Source organism: Nocardia sp. 348MFTsu5.1 (assembly GCF_000383535.1).
Classification (GTDB): domain Bacteria; phylum Actinomycetota; class Actinomycetes; order Mycobacteriales; family Mycobacteriaceae; genus Williamsia; species Williamsia faeni.
In genome coordinates, this window is the sequence record NZ_KB911510.1 from 479553 (window position 1) to 505874 (window position 26322).

23 protein-coding genes are annotated in these 26322 nt (G+C 65.4%); 20 read left to right on the top strand and 3 right to left on the bottom strand.

Annotated features, from left to right (window positions below; all coding sequences use genetic code 11):
- Window positions 1-34 precede the first annotated feature (34 nt).
- The 11 genes from murG (at window position 35) to ileS (ending at window position 12710) form a co-directional block, all read left to right on the top strand.
- Window positions 35-1162, top strand: a complete 1128-nt coding sequence (gene murG, locus H290_RS0105570; RefSeq protein WP_020105786.1) for an undecaprenyldiphospho-muramoylpentapeptide beta-N-acetylglucosaminyltransferase — start codon at window positions 35-37, stop codon at window positions 1160-1162.
- Window positions 1159-2679: a UDP-N-acetylmuramate--L-alanine ligase gene (murC, locus tag H290_RS0105575; protein WP_020105787.1), complete on the top strand. Its 1521-nt coding sequence runs from the start codon at window positions 1159-1161 to the stop codon at window positions 2677-2679. Before murG ends, murC begins: the two co-directional genes overlap by 4 nt.
- On the top strand, window positions 2676-3488 hold the full coding sequence (locus H290_RS0105580; RefSeq protein ID WP_231373505.1) for a cell division protein FtsQ/DivIB: 813 nt from the start codon (window positions 2676-2678) through the stop codon (window positions 3486-3488). Before murC ends, H290_RS0105580 begins: the two co-directional genes overlap by 4 nt.
- Window positions 3489-3692: 204 nt before the next feature.
- Window positions 3693-4880 (top strand): cell division protein FtsZ, encoded by a 1188-nt coding sequence (gene ftsZ / locus H290_RS0105585; RefSeq protein WP_020105788.1) that lies wholly within the window; start codon window positions 3693-3695, stop codon window positions 4878-4880.
- Window positions 4881-4888: 8 nt separating this feature from the next.
- The gene (gene pgeF, locus H290_RS0105590; protein ID WP_020105789.1) at window positions 4889-5608 is read left to right on the top strand and encodes a peptidoglycan editing factor PgeF; all 720 of its coding nucleotides are present in this window, start codon (window positions 4889-4891) and stop codon (window positions 5606-5608) included.
- The gene (locus H290_RS0105595; protein ID WP_020105790.1) at window positions 5601-6356 is read left to right on the top strand and encodes a YggS family pyridoxal phosphate-dependent enzyme; all 756 of its coding nucleotides are present in this window, start codon (window positions 5601-5603) and stop codon (window positions 6354-6356) included. Before pgeF ends, H290_RS0105595 begins: the two co-directional genes overlap by 8 nt.
- A gap of 80 nt (window positions 6357-6436) precedes the next feature.
- Entirely contained in the window at window positions 6437-7186 is a 750-nt protein-coding gene (locus H290_RS0105600; protein WP_020105791.1) for a cell division protein SepF, read from the top strand.
- Window positions 7187-7252: 66 nt separating this feature from the next.
- Entirely contained in the window at window positions 7253-7534 is a 282-nt protein-coding gene (locus H290_RS27870; protein WP_020105792.1) for a YggT family protein, read from the top strand.
- Window positions 7535-7941: 407 nt separating this feature from the next.
- Entirely contained in the window at window positions 7942-8763 is an 822-nt protein-coding gene (locus tag H290_RS0105610; RefSeq protein WP_020105793.1) for a DivIVA domain-containing protein, read from the top strand.
- Between the two features lie 26 nt (window positions 8764-8789).
- Window positions 8790-9248 carry a hypothetical protein gene (locus H290_RS30090; protein ID WP_020105794.1) on the top strand — a complete coding sequence of 153 codons (459 nt, stop codon included), beginning with the start codon at window positions 8790-8792 and terminating at the stop codon, window positions 9246-9248.
- Window positions 9249-9380: 132 nt separating this feature from the next.
- Complete coding sequence (ileS, locus tag H290_RS0105620; RefSeq protein WP_020105795.1) at window positions 9381-12710, top strand: isoleucine--tRNA ligase; 3330 nt, start codon at window positions 9381-9383, stop codon at window positions 12708-12710.
- Between the two features lie 8 nt (window positions 12711-12718).
- Here the strand turns inward: ileS and H290_RS0105625 are convergent, their stop codons facing one another.
- On the bottom strand, window positions 12719-13420 hold the full coding sequence (locus H290_RS0105625; RefSeq protein WP_020105796.1) for a TetR/AcrR family transcriptional regulator: 702 nt from the start codon (window positions 13418-13420) through the stop codon (window positions 12719-12721).
- 111 nt (window positions 13421-13531) lie between these two features.
- Between H290_RS0105625 and H290_RS0105630 the strand changes: the two genes are divergently transcribed.
- Window positions 13532-13993, top strand: a complete 462-nt coding sequence (locus H290_RS0105630) for a hypothetical protein (protein ID WP_028462830.1) — start codon at window positions 13532-13534, stop codon at window positions 13991-13993.
- An 86-nt stretch (window positions 13994-14079) separates the two neighbouring features.
- Window positions 14080-15441, top strand: coding sequence for a DNA polymerase IV (locus H290_RS27880; protein WP_036518004.1), 1362 nt, complete (start codon window positions 14080-14082; stop codon window positions 15439-15441).
- 215 nt (window positions 15442-15656) lie between these two features.
- Here H290_RS27880 and H290_RS0105640 read toward each other — a convergent pair whose 3' ends face one another.
- Window positions 15657-16589, bottom strand: coding sequence for an asparaginase (locus H290_RS0105640; protein ID WP_020105799.1), 933 nt, complete (start codon window positions 16587-16589; stop codon window positions 15657-15659).
- A gap of 143 nt (window positions 16590-16732) precedes the next feature.
- Between H290_RS0105640 and H290_RS0105645 the strand changes: the two genes are divergently transcribed.
- Window positions 16733-17254 carry a hypothetical protein gene (locus H290_RS0105645; protein WP_028462831.1) on the top strand — a complete coding sequence of 174 codons (522 nt, stop codon included), beginning with the start codon at window positions 16733-16735 and terminating at the stop codon, window positions 17252-17254.
- Between the two features lie 137 nt (window positions 17255-17391).
- Here H290_RS0105645 and H290_RS0105650 read toward each other — a convergent pair whose 3' ends face one another.
- On the bottom strand, window positions 17392-18384 hold the full coding sequence (locus H290_RS0105650; RefSeq protein ID WP_020105801.1) for a hypothetical protein: 993 nt from the start codon (window positions 18382-18384) through the stop codon (window positions 17392-17394).
- 24 nt (window positions 18385-18408) lie between these two features.
- Here H290_RS0105650 and lspA point away from each other — a divergent pair, with 24 nt between their 5' ends.
- From lspA to H290_RS0105680, 6 genes are all read left to right on the top strand, one after another.
- Window positions 18409-19080 (top strand): signal peptidase II, encoded by a 672-nt coding sequence (gene lspA / locus H290_RS27885; RefSeq protein WP_020105802.1) that lies wholly within the window; start codon window positions 18409-18411, stop codon window positions 19078-19080.
- Window positions 19077-20006 (top strand): RluA family pseudouridine synthase, encoded by a 930-nt coding sequence (locus tag H290_RS0105660; RefSeq protein WP_020105803.1) that lies wholly within the window; start codon window positions 19077-19079, stop codon window positions 20004-20006. Before lspA ends, H290_RS0105660 begins: the two co-directional genes overlap by 4 nt.
- Before the next feature lie 3 nt (window positions 20007-20009).
- Window positions 20010-20678, top strand: a complete 669-nt coding sequence (locus tag H290_RS0105665; protein ID WP_028462833.1) for a hypothetical protein — start codon at window positions 20010-20012, stop codon at window positions 20676-20678.
- Between the two features lie 50 nt (window positions 20679-20728).
- Window positions 20729-21997: a serine/threonine protein kinase gene (locus H290_RS0105670; protein WP_020105805.1), complete on the top strand. Its 1269-nt coding sequence runs from the start codon at window positions 20729-20731 to the stop codon at window positions 21995-21997.
- 182 nt (window positions 21998-22179) lie between these two features.
- The gene (gene dnaE, locus H290_RS0105675) at window positions 22180-25731 is read left to right on the top strand and encodes a DNA polymerase III subunit alpha (protein WP_020105806.1); all 3552 of its coding nucleotides are present in this window, start codon (window positions 22180-22182) and stop codon (window positions 25729-25731) included.
- Between the two features lie 101 nt (window positions 25732-25832).
- Window positions 25833-26267, top strand: a complete 435-nt coding sequence (locus H290_RS0105680; RefSeq protein ID WP_020105807.1) for a nitroreductase family deazaflavin-dependent oxidoreductase — start codon at window positions 25833-25835, stop codon at window positions 26265-26267.
- Window positions 26268-26322: the final 55 nt, after the last annotated feature.

Consider the following 26322-nt stretch of genomic DNA (forward strand, 5'->3'; position numbering starts at 1 on the left):
CTGGACGGGACGCAAGGGGATGGGGTACGGAGCAATGAGTGATCCGACGCGTCCGCTGTCGATCGTGGTGGCCGGCGGCGGCACGGCCGGTCACATCGAGCCGGCGATGGCCGTCGCGGACGCATTGGTCGAGATCGATCCGACGATCAAGGTCACCGCGCTGGGTACGGCCCGTGGGCTGGAAACCACTCTGGTACCGGAGCGCGGGTATCGGCTGGAGCTGATCCCGCCGGTGCCCCTGCCGCGTAAGCCCAACGCCGATCTGGCCAAACTTCCACTGCGGCTGCGTAAGTCGGTGGCGGAAACCCGTCGGGTCCTCGACGAGGTCGACGCCGACGTGGTCATCGGATTCGGTGGATACGTGGCATTGCCCGCATATCTGGCAGCGCGCCTCCGTCGGCGTTCGGGTGCCCGGATACCCGTGGTCATCCACGAGGCCAACGCGCGTGCCGGTGTGGCGAACAAGGTGGGCGCCCGGCTGGCGCAGCGGGTGCTGGCCGCGGTGCCCGATTCCGGGCTCGACGCGGAAGTTGTCGGGATCCCGGTGCGCGCTGCCATCTCCGACCTCGATCGTGGCGCACTGCGGTCACAGGCTCGTGAGTTCTTCGGACTCGATCCCGATGCCCCGACGTTGTTGGTGTTCGGTGGATCGCAGGGTGCCGGGAGCCTCAACACCGCGGTCCGTGGTGCCGCACAAGCATTGTGCGACAGCGGTATCGGTGTCCTGCACGCCTACGGGAAGAAGAACTCCCTGGAGCCGTTCGATGCGACACCGGCGTATGTCGGCCTGCCGTACATCTCGCGGATGGACCTGGCCTATGCGGCCGCCGACCTGGCCGTCTGTCGTTCGGGTGCGATGACTGTCGCCGAGGTCTCGGCCACCGGGCTGCCCGCGGTCTATGTCCCGCTGCCACACGGCAACGGCGAGCAACGCCTCAACGCCGCCGCACTCGTCGCGGCCGGCGGTGGGCTGCTGGTCGACGATGCCGACCTGACACCGGACTATGTGGCACAGGCCATCCCACCGCTCTTGACCGATCCGCAAAGACTTGCGGCGATGGCTGCCGCTGCCGCCGGATCCGGCGCCAGGGGTGCCGCGCAGGCTGTCGCCGCGGCGGGCATCGAACTCGCGCGGGCCCATCGCACGGCGGCGAGCCGATGAACGAACCGATCGCGGGTGCCATGAAACAGCAGTTGCCGCAACAGCTCTCACGTGTCCACATGGTCGGGATCGGTGGGGCCGGTATGTCCGGTCTCGCCCGTATCCTGTTGGCGCGCGGAGGTCAGGTCTCGGGAAGCGACGCCAAGGAGTCGCGCGGGGTCGTAGATCTGCGCACCCGTGGCGCCCAGATCCACATCGGACACGACAGCGCGGCGCTCGACCTGCTCGACGGCGGCCCGACGGTGGTGGTCACCACCCTGGCCGCCATCCCGAAGACCAACCCCGAACTGGTCGCTGCCCGCGAACGCGGCATCCCGATCCTGCTGCGACCGGGCGTGCTGGCGACGCTGATGGAGGGCCACCGCAATCTGCTGATCGCGGGTACCCACGGCAAGACATCCACCACCTCGATGGCCGTCGTGGCGCTGCAGCACTGTGGTCTCAACCCGTCGTTCGCCGTCGGCGGGGCGCTGAACGAATCCGGGACCAACGCACACCACGGCTCGGGCGAACTGTTTGTGGCCGAGGCCGACGAGAGCGACGGATCGCTCCTCGAATACACGCCGAACGTGGCCGTGGTGACGAACGTCGAATCCGATCACCTCGACTTCTTCGGGACCGAAGCTGCCTACGTGCAGGTCTTCGACGACTTCGCCGACCGCATCGTCGACGGTGGATCCCTGGTGGTCTGCCTCGACGATCCGGGGTCGGCGGCGTTTGCCGGCCGGGTGTCCGACCGGTTGTCGGAGCGTGGGATCTCGGTGCGCGGCTACGGCGAAGGTCTGCACCGCGACCTGGCGCCGGGCGTCGAACCGGCAGCCGAACTGTTGTCCTGGCAGAGCCGGGCCGGCGGCGGACTCGCCCGGGTGCGGTTCACCGATCACGCCGGCGTCGTGACCGAGCGCGAGGTGAAGTTGCCCGTGCCCGGCAAACACATGGCGCTCAACGCGATGGCGGCAGTGCTCGCCGGCGTGGCCGCGGGAGCGGAGATCTCCGACCTGATCGAAGGAGTCGAAGGTTTTGCGGGTGTACACCGCAGATTCCAGCTGCGTGGAACTGTCGGCGGCATCCGGGTATTCGATGACTACGCACACCATCCCACCGAGGTCCGGGCCGTGCTGACCGCGGCGCGCGACATGGTCACCGCGGACGGCGGTCGCGTCGTGGCGATCTTCCAGCCTCATCTGTACTCGCGCACCGAAACGTTCGCGACGGAATTCGCCGGCTCACTCGATCTCGCCGATCAGGTCATCGTGCTCGATGTCTACGGTGCCCGGGAAGAACCGATTCCGGGGATCAGCGGTGTGACGATCGCCGAACAGATCACCAAACCCGTTGCCTTCCAGCCTGATGTCTCGGCGCTCCCGCGTCAGGTGATCGAACTGGCCCGGCCACAGGACGTGATCCTGACCATCGGTGCCGGTGATGTGACCATGCAGGCCGGGGAAATCGTCGAGGCGCTGCGTGATATCGGTCGGGTGAATCAGGGCGACCGCGCCGTACGGGGCGAAAAGTGAGCGACGACGATCTCGACCCAGAGGCGTTCGACGCCGACTTCGATGACGCCGACGCCGGGAAAGAAGATGCCGGGAGCAAAGTCGACAAGAACCGGCGTCGCGGATTCGCGCGGCGCAGCCGTCGTCGCGGGCCGGCCCGTCCGGCGATCAGTGGTATGCGCGTTCTGGTCGGCACCGTCGTCACCACCGTTGTTGTCATCGGACTGTTCCTGGTTGCGTACTTCACCCCGTTGATGTCGGTGCGGACGGTCGACGTGACGGGGAACTCGGTGGTGGCGGCGGAGGAGATCACCTCCGCGGCAGCGATTCCCGAGGGTGAGCCTCTCCTTCAGGTTGATGCTGCGGCAGCGGCACAACGGGTGTCGCGGATCCCGCGCGTCGCATCGGCCCGGGTCAAGCGTGAGTACCCGTCGACCATCAGTATCGCCATCGAGGAACGCGTCCCGGTCGTCTTCACCGAACGTGACGGACAGAAGTATCTGATGGACAAGCTGGGATTTGAGTTCGCGCAACAGGATCCGCCTCCCGGCCTGGCGCAGCTGCGGACCCCGAACCCCGGTTCGGGTGATCCGTCGACGCGGGCCGCGCTCACCGTGATGGCCGAAGTGCCGCCATATGTGGCCGAACAGATCGCGGCCGTCGAGGTCAGTTCTCCGGTCAATATCGTGTTGGTACTCAAGGACAACCGCACCGTCGTATGGGGTGACGACAGTCGTAACGCGGAGAAATCGGAGACCCTGCGCCACGTGCTGACGCAGGAGGGGACCGAATACAATGTGTCCAGTCCGTCGAATCCGACGTTCAAATAGCCGTTCTGGTGCAATTCGCAGAGTTCTTTCCCGACACGCCGCACCGCTTGCTGGCTCCGGTGTCCGAAGGTGCCTAGCGTTTCCATCAGCACACAGCTACTTGACATAACTCTAAGCCTATGGTTTAGGTTGAGGGTTTTCGCGACGGCGGCCGTGCACTAGAACCAACCTGGTTCGAAACAGACCAAAAGGAAGGCGAGCGCTATGACGCCCCCGCACAACTACCTTGCTGTGATCAAGGTCGTCGGTATTGGCGGCGGCGGAGTAAATGCCGTCAACCGCATGATCGAACAAGGCCTCAAAGGCGTCGAGTTCATCGCCATCAACACCGATGCCCAGGCATTGCTGATGAGCGATGCCGACGTCAAGCTCGACGTCGGTCGCGATTCGACCCGTGGTCTCGGTGCCGGTGCCGACCCCGAGGTCGGCCGTCGCGCCGCCGAAGATGCCAAGGACGAGATCGAGGAGCTCATCAAGGGCGCCGACATGGTCTTCGTCACCGCCGGTGAGGGCGGTGGCACCGGTACCGGTGGCGCCCCCGTCGTCGCCAGCATCGCCCGCAAACTCGGCGCGCTGACCGTGGGTGTGGTCACCCGGCCGTTCTCCTTCGAGGGCAAGCGCCGCGGCGGTCAGGCCGAGGTGGGCATCACCGCGCTGCGCGAATCCTGCGACACCCTGATCGTGATCCCCAACGACCGGTTGCTGCAGATGGGCGACGCCGCGGTCAGCCTGATGGACGCGTTCCGCAGTGCCGACGAGGTCCTGCTGAACGGTGTCCAGGGCATCACCGACCTGATCACCACCCCGGGCCTGATCAACGTCGACTTCGCCGACGTCAAAGGGGTGATGAGCAACGCCGGTAGCGCGCTGATGGGTATCGGATCCTCGCGCGGCGAAAACCGCGCGACCAAGGCTGCCGAGTCGGCGATCAACTCACCACTCCTCGAGGCCTCGATGGAGGGTGCCCATGGCGTGCTCATCTCCATCGCCGGTGGCAGCGACCTCGGACTCTTCGAGATCAACGAAGCGGCCACGCTGGTGCAGGAAGCTGCCCACATCGACGCCAACATCATCTTCGGCACGGTCATCGACGACAACCTCGGCGACGAGGTCCGGGTCACGGTGATCGCAGCCGGCTTCGACAGTGGATCACCGGCGCGCAACCCGGTCGAGTCCGCCGCCACGGTCGCGGCTCGTAGCGCCACGGTGGGAGCCGGGCGAGCCGGTGCCGTGTCGAACGGTGTGGCCACCGAACGTCGCGACCCGCTGTTCGCACAGGTCCCCGCCGGTGACCCCTTCGCCGACGATCGTCAGGGGCGTCCGTCGCGTCCTGCCCACGGTATGGATGAGGCCGACGACGAGGTGGACGTTCCGCCGTTCATGAAACGCTGAGCGTCGCAGTGGGTTTTCGCGTCCGGCGGGTAACCACGTCCCGCGCCGGTGGATTCTCCACCGGCCCGTATAGCTCGTTCAATCTCGGCGATCATGTCGGGGATGATCCGGAGGCGGTGTCGCGCAATCGGATCCGGCTCGGTGATGAGCTCGGTGTCGGCGCATCGCGGGTGGTGTGGATGGAACAGATCCACAGTCGCAACGTGACCACCGTCGACGGTCCGGTGTCCGAGCCGGTGCCGGCCACCGACGCATTGGTGACCACCACACCTGATCTCGCGCTCGCGGTGTTGTCGGCCGATTGTGTCCCGTTGTTGCTCAGTGATGAGTCCGCGGGTGTGATCGCTGCGGTCCACGCCGGCCGGGTCGGGGCACGAATCGGGATCGTGCCCCGCGTCCTCGCCGAGATGGAGAAGGCCGGTGCGGTGGTGAGCCGCATCGGTGCGTTCATGGGGCCGGCGGCCAGCGGCCGTCAGTACGAGGTACCCGCTCACATGCAGGCCGATGTCGAGGCGCACCTGCCCGGCAGCGCCACCAGGACCCTCAAGGGCACTCCGGGGCTCGATCTTCGGGCCGGCATCCGGCGCCAGCTGCTCGAGGCGGGGGTCAAAGCGGTGGCCGAGGATCCGCGCTGCACGATCGAGGACCAGTCGCTGTTCAGTCATCGCCGTGGCGCACCGACGGGGCGGATCGCCTCGGTCATCTGGATGGACAGCAGCGGTGCCTGAGGTCTCGGACCTCTCATCCGGTCGCGGCCACGAACTCGCCGCGAATCTTGCGCGTGTTCGAGATCGTGTCGATGCCGCCTGCCGAGCGGCTGGTCGCTCTCCGGCCGATGTGCAGCTGTTGCCCGTCACCAAGTTCTTCCCGGCCACCGATGTCGAGTTGCTCATTGCCGCCGGCGTCCGCGAGTTCGGTGAGTCGCGCGAACCGGAGGCCGGAACCAAGGCGACCGAGGTTCGTGAATCGACCGGTCTCAGTGATCTCCGGTTCCACATGATCGGGCAGTTGCAACGCAACAAGGCCAAGACGGTCGCCCGCTGGGCGGACCGCGTGCATTCGGTGGACAGCGGCAAGCTTGCCCAGGCACTCGATCGGGCCGTGGGGACCGCACGCGAGGACGGTGCCCGCGGGGGAGCGCTGGAGATCCTCATCCAGATCGGTCTCGATGACGACGAGGCCAAGGGGCGCGGCGGCGTGCCCGCCGACGAATTGCCGGCGCTGGCCGACACCATCCTCGAATCGGACAATCTCGAGCTGTGCGGGCTGATGGTCATCCCCCCGCTCGGCGGTTCGCCCGAGCAGTGGCTGGACCAGACGGCCCGCATCCACCAGGGTTTTGTCGTGCAATACCCGTCGGCAACCGAATTGTCGGCGGGGATGTCAGACGATCTCGAGATTGCTGTCAAGTACGGATCGACATGCGTGCGTGTCGGTACCGCGATCATGGGGTCGCGGCCAGTAATCTCGCCCTAACGGTTAGTCACACGAGTAACACAAGCACCACGGCTAACAGGGATTGTCGAGTACAGGCTGCGACTGAAAGAGGAAATGCGATGAGCACAATCCACAAGTTCAAGGCGTACTTCGGCATGGTTCCGCCGGGAGACTACGAGGACGACTACCTCGAGGATCCGGCTCCGTCACGGGCCCGCCGGTATGAGCGGAACTACCGCGACGGAGAGCAGTTCTACGGCGATGAGGAGCCGGCTCGGCCGTTTTATGCCGAGGATGCTCGCCCGTACCGGGATGAGGTCGATGACCGCGACTACCGCGAGGCCGAATACGCCGCCGAGTACGAGCGGGCTCCGGAGTACGCCTACGCCGGATCGCGTCGTCCTCAGTTCGAGTCCGCCGACCGGTATCCGGCAGCGCCGGCCCGGGTCCCCGGACGTCTCGAGCCGCTGAGCAGCGCCCGGCCCGCAGCCTCGCGTCCCACCACTGTCGGTGGTGGCGCCGGCACTCGTGGCGCCTTGGCGCTCGATTCCCGCGCCGAGATGGACCGGGTTTTCGAGGAAGGCAACCCACTCGGCAAGATCACCACGCTGCGTCCCAGCAGCTACGCCGAGGCACGCACCATCGGTGAGCGTTTCCGCGACGGAAGCCCGGTCATCATGGACCTCGTCGACATGAGCAACGCCGACGCCAAGCGCCTCGTGGATTTTGCGGCCGGCCTAGCCTTCGCGCTGCACGGATCATTCGACAAGGTCGCGACCAAGGTCTTCCTCTTGGCTCCCGCGGACATCGACGTGTCGCCCGAGGATCGCAAGAAGATCGCCGAGACCGGTTTCTACAACCACCAGTAGCGACCGCAACAGGCTGCTCGGCCTGCAGTTTTACCAAACTGCGGTGAATTCGGGCAGAGTTATGGCGTGACGATCGCGCGCGAGATTATTTACTACTTCCTCTTCATCTACTGGCTGCTGCTCCTGGGGCGCCTGGTGATCGAATTGGTTCGTACATTTGCCAGGGAGTGGCGCCCGAGCGGCGCCTCGGTTGTGGTCATCGAGGGTGTCTTCACCTCCACCGATCCGCCGATCAAGACGTTGCGGCGCATCCTCCCGCCGATTCCGCTCGGCCCGGTCCGCCTGGATCTGTCTCTGATGATCACAATGATCCTGGTGTTGATCTTGATGACCGTGGTCGCCGGATAGTTTTGCGCGGCCGGATTCTATTGCCCGAACATGCGTGGCCACCACCGCAAATCCGCCACGGGTCTGTGGTCCGTCGGCCCGCGAAACACTCCGCGTGAGCAGGACGATGACCCTCCGGGTCACATCGCCCACAGAGCAACGCATTAGTATCGAGTAGGTTGATAACAAACGGGTCACGGATTCACGGCGCGCCGTTCCAAATGGTTCGTTTTGACCGCCGTTTGATTTCGACATAGCAACCATGGGGTGCAACGAACGGTTCTAGTGTGACAGGATGGACGCCAGTTACAGTCTGAGTGCTTATCGTGAATAATATGAACGACATTCACTGTGTGGTACACACGCTAGGACCTGCACCTGCCCTATAAGTAGACCGAAGCTCGACACACGTATAAGGGGACCGACCAATGCGGCTGACACCAGCTGATGTGCACAACGTCGCGTTCAGCAAACCGCCGATCGGCAAACGCGGCTACAACGAGGACGAGGTTGATCAATTCCTCGACTTCGTCGAAGCCGAGCTGGCGCGTTTGATCGATGAGAACACAGACCTCAAGCAACGGGTTGAAGAGCTCGAGGGTGAGGTCACCTCGGCCAAGAACGCGCCGGGATCGACTGCAGAACCTGCGACGCAGGCGTTCGCGGCACAACCGGCGGCTCCGGCCCCCGAGCCCGCCGCACCCGCGCAGCCGCAGGCCGACGATCACAGCGTGCGGGCCGCCCGAGTTCTGGGTCTGGCCCAGGACACCGCCGATCGACTCACCAACAACGCTCGCAGTGAGTCCGAGTCGATGGTGGCCGACGCCCGCGCCCGCGCTGATGCGATGGTCGGCGACGCCCGCTCGAAGTCGGAGGCGATGCTCAGCGATGCGCGTCAGCGATCCGAGGCCATCCTCGCCGATTCGCAGACCCGCGCCGAGACGCAGACGCGTCAGGCTCAGGAGAAGGCAACTGCCCTCCAGGCCGATGCCGAGCGCAAGCACACCGAGATCATGGGCACCATCAACCAGCAGCGTTCGGTGCTGGAAGGTCGGATCGAGCAGCTCAAGACCTTTGAGCGCGAGTACCGGACCCGCCTCAAGACCTACCTGGAGTCGCAGCTCGAAGAGTTGCAGCAGCGGGGTAGTGCGGCACCGGTGGACAACGCACGCGGTGGTGATGCCTTCTCGTCCGACCCGGGCAACGGTGGTTTCACCAACACGGGCGGATTCTCCAAGCCGAGTAACTGACGCGGCCGGGCAACCAGGGCGCATTCGTGTTGGTTCTGGCGCTGGCGGCCACCCTGGTGGGCTTTGTCCTACTGGCGGCGGCTCTGCTGAGTGGTGTTCTCTGGTTGGCCATCGCATGTGTGGTCGTCTGTGTCATAGGTGTCGGATTTCTCATCGGCGACCTACTCGGACTGGGGCCGAGATCTTCTGCCGCAACCGAATCCGACGCGGACGACGATGACGCGGCCGGCCGTGATGCCGGCACTGATGTAAATGATGACGAGGTCGGGACCTCGGATCAGGAGCAGGATGGGGATTGGTCCGCCGCGGCGGACCAAGAGGAAGATCCCGCATCCGGCGACTCATCCGAGGACCACTCGCAACCCGCGGAAAGCAATGACGACCCGGGATCGGACACCGACACCCGCGAGATCCCGCGGATCTCGGATCACGATCGTCGGGACGATCCGCCCACCGAGGAAATGTTTCCCGGCAAGCCACGTTAGACTTGTAAGCGCGTAGATCCGGCCATCACCGGGGAGCACCCGGAAGAACGGGACCGAAGGTCCTCAGTAGAACCGGGCGGATGAGGTCCGTCAAAGCCTCGGCGATTGCCAACGCAGAGTGTTGGTCAATCGATGGAGTGGCGCCGATCGTGGCGCAAGCGGGGTGGTACCGCGGCCGATGACACCATCGGTTCGTCCCCGTGCCGGCTGAATACGCCAGAGCACGAGGAGACGGTAGTGAGTTCACAGGAATCGGCAGCACAGGAACCGACTGGGCAGCAGGCAACCGGGCGGGTGTACCCGCTGGTTGATCTCACCGGCGGCATCCGCAGCGGTGCGCCCTCGTTCCCGGATGTCGAGCAGCGGGTGCTCGATTACTGGAAGTCCGATGACACCTTCAAGGCATCGATCGACAACCGGGCAGATGCCCCGGAGTTCGTCTTCTACGACGGACCTCCCTTCGCCAATGGTCTGCCGCACTACGGCCATCTGCTGACCGGCTACGTCAAGGATCTCGTCCCGCGTTTCCAGACCATGCGGGGCAAGAAGGTCGACCGCCGGTTCGGTTGGGACACTCACGGTCTGCCGGCCGAACTCGAGGCGGAGCGCCAGCTCGGTATCACCGACAAGGCCCAGATCGAGACGATGGGCGTCGCGAAGTTCAACGACTACTGCCACTCATCGGTGCTGCGGTACACGGATGAATGGCGTGAATACGTCACCCGTCAGGCGCGCTGGGTCGACTTCGACAACGACTACAAGACCCTCGACATCGACTTCATGGAGTCCGTCATGTGGGCATTCAAGACGCTGTTCGACAAGGGCCTGGTGTACCAGGGCTACCGCGTGCTGCCGTACTCCTGGTACGAGCAGACGCCACTGTCGAACCAGGAGAGCAAGCTCGACGACGCCTACCGGATGCGTCAGGACCCCGCTCTGACTGTGCGGATGACACTGAACACGAAGGAGTCCGGGCCTGCCGAACTCGACGGCGTCCATGCCCTGATCTGGACCACCACGCCGTGGACCCTGCCGTCGAACCTGGCGATGGCGGTCCATCCCGACACCGAGTACAGCCATGTTCGTGGTGAGGACGGGCAGCAGTACCTGCTGGCCACTGCCCTCCTCGGCAGCTATTCACGCGAATTGGGCGCTGACGCAGAGGTTCTCGGCACTTATATCGGATCGCAGCTGGAGAACCTCAACTACGCACCACCCTTCGACTTCTTCGTGGGCCACGAAGGTGCGCACCGGATCCTGTTGGGCGACTATGTCACCACCGAGAGTGGAACCGGAATCGTGCATCTGGCACCGGCTTTCGGTGAAGAGGACATGGATCTGGCCACGGCCAACGGCATCGAGGTGGTGCAGCCGCTCGATCCGGGCGGCCGGTTCACCTCGATGGTTCCGCCCTATGAGGGCCAGATGGTCTTCGACGCCAATCCGGTGATCATCAAGGACCTCAAGGCCGACGGCAAGATCGTTCGCCACGAGACGATCGAGCACTCCTACCCGCACTCGTGGCGGTCCGGAAAGCCGTTGATCTACATGGCCGTTCCGTCTTGGTTCGTTGCCGTGACCACCTTCCGCGATCGGATGGTGGAGCTCAACAAGCAGATCGAGTGGTCGCCGGAACACATCCGGGACGGTCAGTTCGGCAAGTGGCTCGAAGGTGCGCGGGACTGGAACATCAGCCGCAACCGGTACTGGGGTGCACCGATCCCGGTGTGGATCTCCGACGACCCGGAGTATCCACGCGTGGACGTCTACGGCAGCCTCGACGAGCTCGAACGCGACTTCGGCGTGCGCCCGGACAACCTGCACCGGCCGTTCATCGACGACCTCACCCGTGCCAATCCCGACGACCCGACCGGGAAGTCGACGATGCGTCGCGTACCCGAGGTTCTGGATTGCTGGTTCGAATCCGGTTCCATGCCGTTCGCCCAGGTGCACTATCCGTTCGAGAACACCGACTGGTTCGAGGGCACCGACACCGAACCGGGCCACAGCCCAGGCGATTTCATCGTCGAGTACAACGGCCAGTCGCGTGGCTGGTTCTACAACCTGCATGTCCTGTCGACCGCACTCTTCGATCGTCCGGCGTTCCGGACCGTGGCCGCACACGGCATCGTGCTGGGCGACGACGGCCAGAAGATGTCGAAGTCCAAGCGCAACTACCCGGATGTGAACGAGGTGTTCGACCGTGACGGCAGCGATGCCATGCGGTGGTTCCTGATGGCCTCACCGATCCTGCGGGGCGGCAACCTGGTCGTCACCGAGCGCGGCATCCGTGAAGGTGTCCGGCAGGCACTGTTGCCGCTGTGGAATTCCTACAGCTTCTTGCAGCTGTATGCCGATCGGCCGGCGGAGTGGAGCACCGAATCCACAAACGTCCTCGACCGGTACATCCTGGCGAAGGCCGCGGCCACCCGCGATGCGATGACCGAACAGATGGAGACATACGACGTCGCCGGTGCCTGCGACGAGTTCCGGAACTTCTGTGAAGCCCTGACCAATTGGTATGTGCGCCGGTCGCGTTCGCGGTTCTGGGCCGGTCAGGACGAGGCTCCGGAGGCCTTCAACACGCTGTACACGGCGCTGGAGGTGGCCTGCCGTCTGGCCGCGCCACTGCTTCCGCTGACAACCGAGGCGATCTGGCGGGGGCTGACCGGCGAGCGGTCGGTCCACCTGACCGATTGGCCCGCCGACGGCGAACTGCCTGCCGATCCCGAGCTCGTCGCCGCGATGGATGACGTGCAGTCGGTCTGTTCGGTGGCATCGAGCCTCCGCAAGGCCAACAAGCTGCGGGTGCGACTGCCGTTGCCGGCGTTGACGATTGCCTCAGCTGACGCCGCGCGCCTGGCTCCGTACACCGATCTCATCGCCGATGAGATGAACGTGAAGTCGGTGAACCTGACCGAGGACGCGGATCAGTATGGGCGAGTGGAACTGTCGGTGAACGCCCGGGTGGCCGGGCCCCGTCTGGGCAAGGACGTCCAGCGGGTCATCAAGGCGGTCAAGTCCGGAAACGTCAGCATCACCGAGCGTGACGGTGCCGAGGTCGTCAGTGCCGACGGCATCGAACTGATCGAGGGCGAGTTCAGCCGCAAGCTTGTTGCGGTCAAACCGGAATCGACCGCGGAGTTGCCGTCGGGCGCCGGGCTCGTCGTGCTCGACACCGCGGTCACCGAAGAACTCGAAGCCGAGGGCTGGGCCAAGGACCGCATCCGCGAACTGCAGGAGGCACGCCGCAGCGCCGGACTGGATGTCTCTGACCGGATCGTGGTGGTCCTGGCCGTACCGGCCGAACACCTCGAGTGGGCTCAGCGGCACGCCGGTCTCATCGCCGGCGAGATCCTGGCCGTGGACCTGAAGGTGGTCGACGGCCGTACCGAACCCGCATCGGGTGAGTGGGTCGAGCTCGGCGACGGTGTGCAGGGGACCGTCACCAAAGCCGGCTAGGGACAGCCCTACGGGGTCAGTCCCATTCGATCGAGGACGCCATCGATCTGTGAGCCGAACAATGCCTGCAGATCGATGGCCGGTTCCGCACCGAACTGACCGAACACCTCGAGGCTTGTCAGTCCGACGACGGTGGCCCACAGGGCGATGGCCCCGTGCAGGTGCTGATCGTCGATGTCGAGGCCGAATTCGGCTCTGATGGAGTCGAAGTCGACGGCGTCAGTTGTTTCGGCGACTGACGCCGGCCCGGTCGGTCGACCTGACGCGGCCGCGTCGGCGATGGTGCGCATCAGCAGTGCAACAACACGGGTTCCGGGTTCGGTGGTCTGGTCTGCCGGTGCCTGGTATCCGGGAACCGGACTGCCGTAGAGCAGCGCATAACGCGATGGCTCGGCGACCGCCCAGTCGTGAAAGGCGTTGCAGCTGCGCCGAACCTGTTCCCGGTGGTCATTCGCGGGTGCGGCACTGTGCGCGGCGCTGACCTGGTCGGCGAGTTCGGTGTAGGCGTCGACCACCAGCATGGTCAGCAGGTCGTCGCGGGAGGCGACGTACCGGTACACGGCCGACGACACCAGGTCGAGATCGCGGGCGATCGCCCGCAGTGATAGGGCTGCCGCGCCGTATTGCGCGAGGTGGTCGCGGCCCACCTCGAGAATGCGCTCATTGGTCCGTATCCGGGCCTGCGCGCGCGGTGTCAGCTGTTGTGGCATGCGGCCATCCTGCCACAAACGAGAGCAGTGCTCTTGCATTTGCGGCGAAGGCGGTGCACACTCGACATCAAGAGAGAGCAGTGCTCTCTAAGCGAAGTGGAGGAGCTGGACATGACCGCAACCACGCACTACAACCGGCCCGGTAAGGGCACGCACGTCTTCAACGGGATCGTCGCCTGGCTGGCCGACCGCGGGATCACACTCGCCGGGGCGCGCACCCTCGAAGTGCGCGGCCGGGTGTCGGGAAACATCCAGCGGATTCCGGTGAATCCCTTGAAGATTGACGGTCGCACGTACCTCGTCGGAGCGCGCGGGCAGACGCAGTGGTCGCGCAATGTTCGCGCGGCGGGTAGCTGCATCCTGCGTGGTGGCCGGACGTCGACCACCTACGCGGTGGCGGAAGTCGATGTCGCGGACCGCCCTGCGATCCTGCGTCCGTATCTGAAGCGCTGGGGATGGGAAGTCGCGTCGTTGATGCCGGTCAAGATCGGCGCGGACTCCACCGATGAGGAATTGCTGGCCGCGGGCGAAATCATCCCGATCTTCGAGCTGACGCCCGAGCCCCTGTCCTGACGACTGGGCCATGCCGGCCGTCGTCGTCGGGGCATACGATTGCCGATGTGCAACAACGTGGCGGGAGCAGCAGTTCCCGGTGGGTGATGCATCTCGACATGGATGCTTTTTTCGCCTCGGTGGAACAGCTCACCCGACCGACATTGCGTGGCCGGCCGGTGATGGTCGGAGGTCTCGGCGGCCGGGGTGTGGTGGCCGGAGCGAGCTACGAGGCCCGAGTCTTCGGTGCACGGTCGGCGATGCCGATGCATCAGGCCCGCCGGCTGGTCGGCGCAGGTGGGGTGGTGTTACCTCCGCGTGGGTCGGTCTACGGCGCGGTGAGTCGGCGGGTGTTCGGCCTGATCCGCGAGATGATCCCGGTGATCGAGATGCTCTCGTTCGATGAGGCGTTCGGGGAGCCCGTCGAACTGGCGGGTGCCACCGCCGATGCTGCGGAGGAGTTCGCGCAGCGGCTTCGGAAGCGGATCAGCGATGAGGTGGGTCTGGCGGCATCCGTGGGCTTCGGCACCGGTAAGCAGATTGCCAAGATCGCGTCCGGTATGGCCAAGCCCGATGGCGTGGTGGTCGTGAAGCCAGACGAGCAGCAGGAGTTCCTGGCTCGCCTACCGGTGCGCAAACTGTGGGGGATCGGTCCTGTCGCCGGAGAACGGTTGCAGCGCTTGGGGATCGACACCATCGGCGATCTTGCGAACATGTCCCCGCTGGAGGTCTCGTCCGTGCTGGGCGGCACGGTGGGTCCGGGGCTGCATCTCCTGGCCCAGGGTGTCGACGACCGGCCTGTCGCCGAGCGGGCGTCGGCGAAACAGATCAGTGCCGAATCGACATTTGCCGAGGACATCACCGATCTGGTCGCACTGCGCGGTGCGGTGGAACGGTCCGCGGCGTCCGCGCATCGCCGGTTGCTCGCCGATGGACGTGGATCACGCACGGTGGTCGTCAAACTCAAGAAGTCCGACATGTCGGTGCTCACCCGGTCGAGCACGTTGCCGGCAGCCACGACTGAGTTGCCGGTGCTCGCCGCGGCCGCACAGCGGCTGGTGCTCGACCCGCAGGAGATCGGGCCGATCCGACTCGTCGGCGTCGGATACTCGGGTCTGAGTGCAGTGCAACAGTTTTCGATGTTCCCTGAATTGGACGAGTTCTCCGGGCCCGAACCTGCCGAAGGTGGTGAAACGTCGGCGGAGGAGTTCTATCCCGGCGGACGCACCCCGGAGGCCGATCGGTTGCGCTGGACCACCGGCGACGACGTCAGGCACCGCGAACACGGATACGGATGGGTGCAGGGCAGCGGTCATGGCCGCGTGTCGATCCGGTTCGAAACCCGCGGCAGCGGTCCAGGTTTCGCCCGGACCTTCTCCCTCGACGATCCTGATCTGGACAGTGCCGATCCGCTCCTCAGCCTCGACTGGCCGGAAGAGTACCTCCGCCAGGCAGCCGACGAAGACTAGGCCGCCCACCCCGCCGCCGAGCGGGCCGAACCAGCCGCCGAGCGTGCCGAAAAAGCCGCCGAGCGGGCCGAAATCGCAACTGAGCGTGCCGAAGTCGTCGAGACACCGACAGCGCGCGTGCAACGTCGGCACGGTCGACGGTGATATCGGCACGCTCGACGGAAGGGGGTGGGGGCAGGAAGGGGTGGGGAGCTCGGCGCCGGGGGCTCGCGGTGCTATTCGGGGGCGAAGAAGGCGGTGATGTCGGTGGGGCCGCCGCCGCCGGCGAGGATCGCCTGGACCGCGATGCGGGCCTGCGACGCGCGAAGCCACGGCGAGATCACGGCGCCACATCTGATCAGGTCGATGGCGCCCCCGCCGCCGCCGTACAGGGGCACCACCTCGCCGCGGGGCACCCGGGAACACACCACAACCGGCAGTCCGCGGTCGATCACGCGGCCGACAGCCGCGACGACATCGGGATGTGTGTTTCCGGAACCACTGGCCGACAACACAATTGCGGCGGCCCCGGCATCGGCCGCCCAGTCGATGAGGTGGGCATCGACACCCGGGTACAGCGCCAGCAGGTCGACTCGGACATCGGCGATCGGAGCCGGGGGCACCAGGCGCCGGGGCAGACCGGGGTGAACCGGGCGGAACGGCGACGGTGCGCCGGTGTCGGATTTGGTGGCTCCGCAAGCCGGAACGAGCTCACCACCCATGGCGATGAGAACCCCGCGCCCACGGCTGGCCGGATCGGCGGCCGCAGCGATCGCCGCTTCGATGTTGGCGGGTCCGTCGGCGTCGGGGGAGTCGGCGGGCAGGCGCGCACCCGTCATCACGACCGCTCGGGGGTCGTGATGCATCAGGTCGAGCAGCATCGCCGTCTCTTCCATCGTGTCGGTGCCGTGCGTCACAACGACACCGGACACGTCCGGATCGGCGAGTTCGGACGCCACCGCCAGCCGGATCGCATCCTGATCGACGGGGAGCAGTGCGCCGGAATCGACCTGAAGAATTTCGCGGACGCGTAGTTCTACGTCCGTCGATGCTGCGCCTGCGATCAGCTCGGTTCCACCGACATCAGGACGTGCTCCGTCGGCGAAGCGGCGACTGGCAATCGTGCCGCCGGTAGTGAGAATGGACACCACTGCCTGCTGTTTTGCCATGCCGGTCAGCTTCGACTGCCTGTCCTCGTGGGTCAAGTTCTGAGGTTTTTGGCATAGTGGGGCGGGACCCATGCCGATTTGGCCCCACGATCAGATTCACCTGTCACTTCTGGTGACCGGTTGTGAAATGAGAAGGACGGATTTTGAAGCTTCGTAAGTTCGTGACCGCCGGAGTCGCCGTATGCGCCTTCCTGTCCATTGCTGCCTGCTCCGATGACAGCGACAGCCCCGCCACCACGACGGCTGCCACCAGTTCGGCTGCCACGAGTTCGGCTGCCGGGGGCGGTCTGACCGATCCCAGCAAGCCGCCGACCGCAGCAGAGCTCAACACCATGCTGCAGAAGGCCCTTGACCCGAACGTTCCGGCCAGCGAGAAGACCGATCTGGTGCAGGACTCGGAAAAGGATCCGAAGATCTTTGACACTCTGGTCGCCGCTGCGGCAGCCAACCCCGACCTCGAGTACCAGATCGTCGCTCCGGTCCGGCCTGCCGGTACGAACCAGGCCAAGGCCAACGTCAAGGTCAAGTTCCCGGACACCCCGGAGCAGCAGGTCGAGGCGTTGATCGTCTTCGACGACGGCACATGGAAGCTGTCCTCGACCACGGTCTGCCTGCTCCTGTCGGCTGCCAACGAGACCAGCCCGATGTGCCCGGCCACCAGCTAGGACCGCATCCGTTGACCTGATGCTCAGGCAACAACAGCCAGACCCAAAACCGGCGCCGATCGCGAACTCTTCGCGATCGGCGCCGGTTTTGTCGTACCCGGGATAGAACAACGGGGCTGAGATCTTCTGGCGCAGATCTATTGGGACCAGTTCGATTCGAAGCCGAGCAGCTGCTGGAACTGGGTGTTGTCGCCACCGACCAGCGTGCGACCGCCGGAGATCTTCATCTGGCCGGAGACGGGAACACCGCGGGTCAGGTCGATGACCACCGTTCCGTTCCCGGTCATCGAGTAGCTGTCGATGGTCAGGGTGCCGCCATCGGGGAGACGGAACACCGAGTTGATCGGTGTTTCGTCGATGGTGAACTCGACCGTCAGCTGGTCGCCGTCCTGTGCGGTCAGGGTGGCGTTGATCGTCTGCCGGACGTTCGCGCCGGCGTTGACCGTGCGGACGGCCTCCCAGGTCGCTCCGACGCCGATCGGTTCGGTGGGCAGGGTGACGGACCGCTGGAACGTGGACACCAGGGCCTCTTCCACCGCTTGTCGCGCGTTGTCGTCCGCGTTCTCGCCCGGCAGGATCCGCAGTGAGATGGGCGCGACCCCCGGGCCGATGCTCATGCCGGCCCGCGACCCGTTCTGGGCCTTGAGAGCTTCGTTCAAAGCGGTGTCCGGGGAGCTCGCGGCACCGATCTGCATATCGATGTCGGTTGGGTCGGTGCAGTTGACGCGGGCGGTTATCGGCAGATCAACCGTTGTCGCCGACTGTGTGGCACTCTCGCCGTCCGGGGAGGCAAAGGTCGACGTCGTGACCAGCGTGGCGGGTTGCGCGGTGGCCCGGTCGAAGGCGCTCAATGCCGCCTGTTGTGGCTCGCTGCCCGCGGTGAGCAGAGTCACCTTCGCCGGCGGCACGGGGAGAAGTGCCGCGCCGGCGTCACCGGCGGTGGTGTCGGTGGCGCACCCGGTCGGCGCCGGTGGCGGTGTGTCGTTGTCGTCCGATCCACATCCGGCCAGGCCGAGGGTCAGGACGGCAACAGCGGCGAGGGCGCCGACCGGTCGCGCCAGGCGGGGGAGCCGGGGAACCGGCAGAAATCGGGCTCGGGTCGATGACCGGAGCGGAGCAGGAGAGGACACGGCCGCCAGCGTATCGAGTCACTCATGGATGATGGACAGGTGACAAGCGAGCCCACACCTCAGTCTGCCGGCGATTCCACCGCTGACGTAGCCCAGCCACCAGCCCGGCCCAAGGTCTGGGTGACCCTGGTTGTGGTCGCCGTCGCGATCATCGTCGCCGACCTGGTCTCCAAGATCATCGCGGTCGCGGTGATCGACCCGGGCGATCCGGTCGAGATCATCGGCGACACGATCACCTTCAAACTGGTCCGCAACAGCGGCGCGGCCTTCTCAATGGCCACCGGATACACGTGGGTCCTGACGATCGTTGCGCTCGCCGTTGTGGTCGGGATCGTCCGGTACAGCAATCGGCTCGGCTCGGTCTGGTGGGCCGTCGGGCTCGGGCTGGTTCTCGGCGGCGCCGTCGGCAACCTGATCGACCGCATGTTCCGGTCGCCCGGCGTACTCCGGGGCCACGTGATCGACTTCGTGTCTGTCGGATGGTGGCCGGTGTTCAACGTCGCCGACTCGGCGGTGGTCTGTGGCGCGATCCTGCTGGTGGGCCTGACCCTCTTCGGATTCGAGTTCGACGGCACCCGCGCCGGTGACCACCGTGATGACGACCACCGTGACGATGCGGACACCCCGACAACAACAAAGGCAGCGACAGACAACGTGACCACAGACGACTCGACAGAGAACGGCCGCGACGCATGACCCGGGAATCACGGTCGATGCCGATACCGGACGGCCTCGACGGGATGCGCGCGGATGCCGGCGTCGCCAGGATGCTCGGACTGTCCCGAACCGTGGCGGCGACACTCGCCGACGACGGTGACATCAGCATCGACGGGACACCGGTCGGCAAGTCCCACAAACTCATCGGTGGTCAGTGGCTCGAAGTGGTGCTTCCGGCACCGGCCCGGGTCCTCACGATCGAGGCACAACCGGTCGAGGGCATGGAGATCATCTACTCCGACGACGACATCGTGGTGGTCGACAAGCCTGTCGGCGTCGCGGCGCATGCGTCGGTGGGGTGGACCGGACCGACCGTCATCGGCGGTCTCGCGGCGGCCGGATTCCGCATCTCGACCTCGGGTTCCCATGAACGTCAGGGCATCGTGCACCGGCTGGACGTGGGTACGTCGGGCGTGATGGTGGTCGCGACATCTGAACGTGCGTACACGTTGCTCAAGCGGGCGTTCAAACAGCGCACCGTCGACAAGCGCTATCACGCCGTGGTCCAGGGACATCCGGATCCGCGCAGTGGCACGATCGATGCCCCGATCGGTCGAAGCCGTGGCAACGACTGGAAGTTCACGGTCTCGGCATCGGGCAAACACAGCATCACCCACTACGACACCGTTGAGATGTTCCGGGCGGCAAGTCTTCTCGACGTGCACCTGGAGACCGGCCGCACGCACCAGATCCGCGTGCACTTCTCGGCGCTACATCATCCCTGCTGCGGCGACCTCACCTACGGCGGCGATCCGGTCCTCGCCGCGAAGCTGGGCCTGGAGCGGCAATGGCTGCACGCCCGGGCGTTGTCGTTCGCCCATCCGGCTGACGGTCGACAAGTCGAGTTCACCAGTCCGTACCCGCCGGATCTGCAGCATGCGCTGGACGTGCTCCGGGCCGGTTAGCCGATGAGTTCTGCCGTTCGAACCGCAGTCGTGCTGCTGGCAGCGGTGTCTGTGCTGGTAGGCGGTCTGTATCTGGTCGGCGTGGTCAATCCGGTCCCGAAGCCGCCGGTCACCGGTGATGTCCTCGGACCCGAGAACTCCGAACCGGTTGCCGACTATTTGGCCCGCGCCGAGAAGTCGTTGTCGGGTCCCGACACCGACCGGTGGGCGCTGATTTCGCTGAGGCAGGCACAATCGCTCGACGACGGCTGGGCGCTGACCGCAACGCAACCGTCGATGTTGCTGTCGCAGAACATCTTCAACGTGCCTATCGAGCGGGTTCAGACGCCGTCGGTCCGGGCCGCGACAGGCAACACCGAGGATTCGTTCCATTGGTCGCAGCAGATCGCCGCGCAGCAGGTGACCAGCCGTTCGGACGCTACCGAGCGGGCGCGGCAGGTCGGTGCGGTGGCCGCCGCGCGACTGCGGGCGGGGTGCGAGTGCCTGATCGGACTGGTGGTCCGGGACCGGCTCTCTGTCTTGCGTCAGATCGCCGCCGAGCCCGGGGTCCGGGCGGTGGAGGCGCTGCCGGATGACGCCGCCGCGGGACTGTTCGCGGTCATCCCGTTGCAGCCGTCGATGGTCACGATTGTCGAACCGCTGCCCGACGATGGACCCGTTCCGGCGGCCTAGCCCGTTATATGGTGTGCCCTAGACATTCGTGAGTTGCGGAGGGGGTCAGCATGTTGCAGCCGGGGTCCTGGATCGCCGGGTACCGGGTGGAGCGTGCTCTCGGTAGCGGCGGCATGGGTGCGGTGTATCTGGCCAAGCATCCCGAACTGCCCCGCAGTGACGCCATCAAGGTGCTCGGTGAGCAGGTCGGTGAGGACGAGCAGTTCCGTAAGCGATTCCTGCGCGAGGCCGAAGTCGCGGCCGGTCTCGACCACCCCAACATCGTCACGATCTACAACCGGGGCAGCAGCGACGGCATGCTCTGGATCTCGATGCAGTACGTCCCCGGCACCGACTGCGCGCAGGAGCTGCAGCGTGCGCAGGAGAAAGCCGGCGCACAGGCCGGGTTGCCACCCGAACGTGTTGTCCGGATTGCGGGGGAGATCGCCCGCGGCCTCGATTACGCGCACCGGCGAGGTCTGCTGCATCGCGACATCAAACCAGCCAACATCCTGCTGTCGGACGAGTCGAGTGAGTTCGGAGACGGGATCGACCGCGGGTACAGGACCGATGCCGACGAGCAGCGGGTGTTGCTGACCGACTTCGGTGTGGCGAAGGCGGCCAACGAGACCGAGTCGCTCACGGTGGTCGGTACGGTGCTCGCGACGTTGTCGTATGCCTCACCCGAGCAGCTCAAGGGCCAGCCGGTCGATGCCCGAACCGATCAGTATTCGTTGGCGGCCACCGCTTTTCACCTGATGGCCGGACGGGTGCCGTTCAAGGGCGACGGAACCGCCGACGTCATCGCAGGACATCTGAGCAAGCCGGTGCCGCGGTTGTCGGAGATGGTGCCCACGGTGCCGCCCGCTGTTGACTCGGTCATCGCCAAGGCCATGGCCAAAGAGGCCGACGACAGGTTCGCCAACTGCCGGCAATTCACCGACGCGCTGCAATCGGCGCTGCACCAGGGTGGCATGACCGCCTACACACCGCCGGTCGCGGCCCGGCCCCAGATGAACCCCCGCCCGGCAGGTCCGGCGACACCGCAGCCGCGGCAGCACACACAGCACACCCCGCCGCCCGGCCAGGCCGCAGGAGCGCAGCCCTTCGGACAGCCGATGGGCCGGCAACCGCTCGGGCAGACTCCGGTTCCGCAGGCGTATCAGCAGCACACCCCGCAGCCTGCGTATCTGTCCTCGGCGCAGTACTCGCAGCCGCAGCATCCGGCGCGGAACCCGTCTGCGGGCCCGTCGGGTTCCAATGCGGTGATGCTCGCCCTGCTGATCGGGTTGATCGTGGTGGCGATCGCGATCGTGGTGGCGATCTTCCTCGTCGCGTGACGCGGTCACGTCCGGCGTCACATCGCGTCACATGAGGCACATACGTCACTACATCCGGAGGTGGCCGCCGCGCCTGCCGGAGCTCGTCGGTACCCCCGCCTAGACTGAAGACCTTGCGTCCGCGACCCGCTCTCGGCGGTGGTGTCCGGTGGCATTCGAGAGTTCGAATTGAGAGGTAGCGCGTGTCGGATTCGTTTGTCCATCTGCACAACCACACTGAGTACTCGATGCTCGACGGGGCGGCCAAGGTCAAACCGATGATCAGTGAGGCCACTCGGTTGGAGATGTCCGCGATCGGCATGACCGACCACGGAAACATGTTCGGCGGCAGTGAGTTCTACAACGTCGCCACCGACATGGGTGTCAAGCCCATCATCGGTATCGAGGCGTACATCGCCCCCGAATCGCGCTTCAACACCAAGCGTGTCCTGTGGGGTAGCCGGGAGCAGAAGGGCGACGACGTCTCGGGTAGCGGTGCCTACACGCACATGACGATGGTCGCCGAGAACGCAACCGGTCTGCGCAACCTTTTCAAGCTGTCGTCGCTGGCGTCCATCGAAGGCCAGCTCGGCAAGTGGGCCCGCATGGATGCCGAGGTCATCGCGGCGCACGCCGACGGCATCATCGCGACCACCGGATGTCCGTCCGGTGAGGTCCAGACCCGGCTGCGGCTCGGTCACGACCGCGAAGCCCTCGAAGCCGCGGCCAAGTGGCAGGACATCTTCGGCAAAGAGAACTTCTTCCTGGAGCTGATGGAGCACGGGCTGGAGATCGAGAGCCGGGTCCGGGACGGGCTGCTCGAGGTGGGGCGCAAGCTGGGGATCCCGCCACTGGTCACCAACGACTGCCACTACGTCACCAAGGGGCACGCGGCCAGCCACGAAGCACTGCTCTGTGTGCAGACCGGCAAGACGCTGTCCGACCCGACCCGATTCAAGTTCGACGGCGACGGCTACTACCTCAAGTCGGCGGCCGAGATGCGCGAGCTGTGGGACAAAGAGGTGCCCGGTGGCTGCGACAACACGTTGCTCATCGGCGAGCGCGTGCAGAGCTACGCCGAGGTCTTCGAGCACCGCGACCGCATGCCGATCTTCCCGGTGCCCGAGGGTGACACGCAGCCGAGCTTCTTGCGCAAAGAGGTCGCGCACGGTCTGAAGACCCGGCGGTTCCCGGACCGCGAGGTCCCGCAGGAATACCTCGACCGCGCGAGCTATGAACTCGACGTGATCATCCAGATGGGTTTCCCCGCTTACTTTCTGGTGGTCGGTGACCTCATCCGGCACGCCAACGAGGTCGGGATCCGGGTGGGTCCGGGCCGTGGTTCGGCGGCCGGCTCACTGGTCGCCTGGGCGCTGGGCATCACCAACATCGACCCGATTCCGTACGGCCTGCTGTTCGAGCGATTCCTCAATCCCGAGCGCGTGTCGATGCCCGATATCGACATCGACTTCGATGACCGCCGCCGCGGTGACATGGTGCGGTACGCGACCGAGCGGTGGGGCAGCGACAAGGTCGCGCAGGTCATCACCTTCGGAACCATCAAGACGAAGGCCGCGATCAAGGACTCGGCCCGCGTCCAGTTCGGCCAGCCCGGCTACGCCATCGCCGACCGCATCACCAAGGCGCTGCCGCCGCCGATCATGGCCAAGGACATCACGATTGCCGGTATCACCGATACCAGCCATGAGCGGTACAAAGAGGCCAGCGAGGTCCGTGCGCTCATCGAGACCGATCCCGATGTCAAGAAGATCTATGACACCGCGCTCGGGCTCGAAGGCCTGATCCGTAACGCCGGTGTCCACGCCTGTGCGGTGATCATGTCGTCCGAGCCGCTGACCGAGGCGATCCCGGTGTGGAAGCGCCCGCAGGACGGCGCCATCATCACCGGCTGGGATTACCCGTCGTGTGAGGCGATCGGCCTGCTGAAGATGGACTTCCTGGGGTTGCGCAACCTCACGGTCATCGGCGACACGATCGACAACATCAAGCTCAACCGCGGCTTCGACCTCGACCTCGATGCCTTACCGCTCGACGACCCGGCGACCTACGAGCTGGTGGCGCGCGGCGACACGCTCGGCGTCTTCCAGCTCGACGGTGGGCCCATGCGTGAGCTCCTCAAACGTATGCAGCCCACCGGGTTCGGTGACATCGTCGCCGTGCTGGCGCTGTACCGGCCGGGTCCGATGGGCATGAACGCCCACAACGACTACGCCGACCGCAAGAACAACAAGCAGCCGGTGAGCCCGATTCATCCCGAGCTCGAAGAGCCCCTCAAGGAGATCCTCGGGGACACCTACGGCCTGATCGTCTACCAAGAGCAGATCATGCAGATCGCTCAGAAGGTCGCCGGATATTCGCTCGGACAGGCCGACCTGTTGCGCCGCGCGATGGGTAAGAAGAAGCTGTCCGTGCTCGAGGAGGCCTACGCCGGCTTCCGGCAAGGCATGCTGGACAACGAATTCTCCGAAGCCGCCATCAAGGCGCTGTGGGACACCATCCTGCCGTTCGCCGGATACGCGTTCAACAAGTCGCACGCTGCCGGCTACGGCCTGGTCTCGTTCTGGACCGCGTACCTGAAGGCACATTACCCGGCCGAGTACATGGCCGGCCTGCTCACCTCGGTGGCCGACGACAAGGACAAGGCCGCCATCTACCTGGCCGATTGCCGTCGCCTCGGGATCACGGTGCTGCCGCCGGACGTCAACGAGTCGCAGCAGAACTTCTCCGCCGTCGGTGAAGACATCCGGTTCGGTATGGCCGCGGTGCGCAACGTCGGAAGTGGCGTGGTCGCGTCGATCATCGAAGCGCGCGAAGAGAAGTCGAAGTTCACGAGCTTCTCGGACTACCTGGCGAAGATCAGCGTGACCGCCTGCAACAAGAAGGTCACCGAGTCGCTCATCAAGGCCGGTGCCTTCGACTCGCTCGATCATCCGCGCAAGGGCCTGTTCCTGGTTCATTCCGATGCCGTCGATGCGGTCCTCGGAACCAAGAAGGCCGAGGCGATCGGACAGTTCGACCTGTTCGGTGACGCCGGTGGCGACAGCGGCGGCGGTGTCACCGACGATGCGTTCGCAGTGAAGGTCCCGGACGAAGAGTGGGATACCAAACACAAACTCGCGCTCGAGCGAGAGATGTTGGGGCTCTATGTCTCCGGGCATCCACTGAACGGTGTCGAGCACGTCATCTCGGCCCAGACCGACACGTCGATCACCTCGCTGCTCGAAGGCAATGCCAAAGACGGCGCGCAGATCGTGATCGGCGGCATCATCTCGGCGGTCACCCGGCGCGTCAACAAGAAGGGCGAGTCGTACGCCGTCGTCCAGATCGAGGACATGGTCGGCGGTGTCGAGGTCTACTTCTTCCCGCGGGCCTACCAGGCATTTGGCATGGACATCGCCCCCGACGCGGTGGTGCTGGTGAAGGCGCGGGTCAACCTGCGCGATGACAGCATGATGATTTCCGCGAATGATCTTGCCGTGCCTGACCTTTCGCATGTGGGCGTCGCCAAGCCGGTGTCGCTGATCATGCCGACGAGGTTGTGTACCGCCGACCGGGTCAGCGCGCTCAAGCAGGTGCTCGTCCGCCATCCCGGAACGTCAGATGTACATGTCCGGCTCACCAGCGGGTCCAAGGAGACCACGCTGAAACTCGACGATCAGCTCCGCGTCAACCCCACGTCGGCGCTGATGGGCGACCTCAAGGCGCTACTGGGTCCGTCCTGCTTGAGTGTCTAGCGCGGCATCAGAACTCACCGGGGCCAGGAATATCGGCCCGGCGTGGGACGTTGCCACTAATTCGTGCACGCGGTTCGTGCACATGAACATTTGGAGGATCGATGCCACTGCAGGGTGAATACGAACCGAGTCCCACCGACTGGGCGCGCAAGCAAGCCGACCAGATCGTGGAGTCCGGCGGTACCGAGGGAACAGTGCTGAACGGTATGCCGGTCGTGGTGCTCACCACGCTGGGCAACAAATCCGGCAAGCTCCGCAAGTCTCCGCTGATGCGGGTGGAGCATGAGGGCAACTATGCGGTTGTCGCGTCGTTGGGTGGGGCGCCGAAGAATCCGGTGTGGTACTACAACGTGGTCGCACACCCGCAGGTCGAGCTGCAGGATGGTCCCAAGGTGCAGGACATGGTCGCCCGTGAGGTGTTCGGCGACGAAAAGGCGATCTGGTGGGAGCGTGCGGTGGAGGCATATCCCCCGTACGCCGACTATCAGAAGAAAACCGATCGCCAGATCCCGGTATTTGTGCTCGAACCCGCCTGAACGCGGGCAGGTGTGGCGGCGGTACCAGGGTTTGGGCGAAGTGAGACGATTGCTG

Coding starts and splice junctions, on each gene's coding strand:
- murG (WP_020105786.1), top strand. CDS start 35: ATGAGTGATCCGACGCGTCCGCTGTCGATCGTGGTGGCCGGCGGCGGC.
- murC (WP_020105787.1), top strand. CDS start 1,159: ATGAACGAACCGATCGCGGGTGCCATGAAACAGCAGTTGCCGCAACAG.
- ftsZ (WP_020105788.1), top strand. CDS start 3,693: ATGACGCCCCCGCACAACTACCTTGCTGTGATCAAGGTCGTCGGTATT.
- H290_RS0105600 (WP_020105791.1), top strand. CDS start 6,437: ATGAGCACAATCCACAAGTTCAAGGCGTACTTCGGCATGGTTCCGCCG.
- H290_RS0105610 (WP_020105793.1), top strand. CDS start 7,942: ATGCGGCTGACACCAGCTGATGTGCACAACGTCGCGTTCAGCAAACCG.
- ileS (WP_020105795.1), top strand. CDS start 9,381: ATGGAGTGGCGCCGATCGTGGCGCAAGCGGGGTGGTACCGCGGCCGAT.
- H290_RS0105625 (WP_020105796.1), bottom strand. CDS start 13,420: ATGCCACAACAGCTGACACCGCGCGCGCAGGCCCGGATACGGACCAAT.
- H290_RS0105630 (WP_028462830.1), top strand. CDS start 13,532: ATGACCGCAACCACGCACTACAACCGGCCCGGTAAGGGCACGCACGTC.
- H290_RS27880 (WP_036518004.1), top strand. CDS start 14,080: ATGCATCTCGACATGGATGCTTTTTTCGCCTCGGTGGAACAGCTCACC.
- H290_RS0105640 (WP_020105799.1), bottom strand. CDS start 16,589: ATGGCAAAACAGCAGGCAGTGGTGTCCATTCTCACTACCGGCGGCACG.
- lspA (WP_020105802.1), top strand. CDS start 18,409: ATGGATGATGGACAGGTGACAAGCGAGCCCACACCTCAGTCTGCCGGC.
- H290_RS0105660 (WP_020105803.1), top strand. CDS start 19,077: ATGACCCGGGAATCACGGTCGATGCCGATACCGGACGGCCTCGACGGG.
- H290_RS0105665 (WP_028462833.1), top strand. CDS start 20,010: ATGAGTTCTGCCGTTCGAACCGCAGTCGTGCTGCTGGCAGCGGTGTCT.
- H290_RS0105670 (WP_020105805.1), top strand. CDS start 20,729: ATGTTGCAGCCGGGGTCCTGGATCGCCGGGTACCGGGTGGAGCGTGCT.
- H290_RS0105680 (WP_020105807.1), top strand. CDS start 25,833: ATGCCACTGCAGGGTGAATACGAACCGAGTCCCACCGACTGGGCGCGC.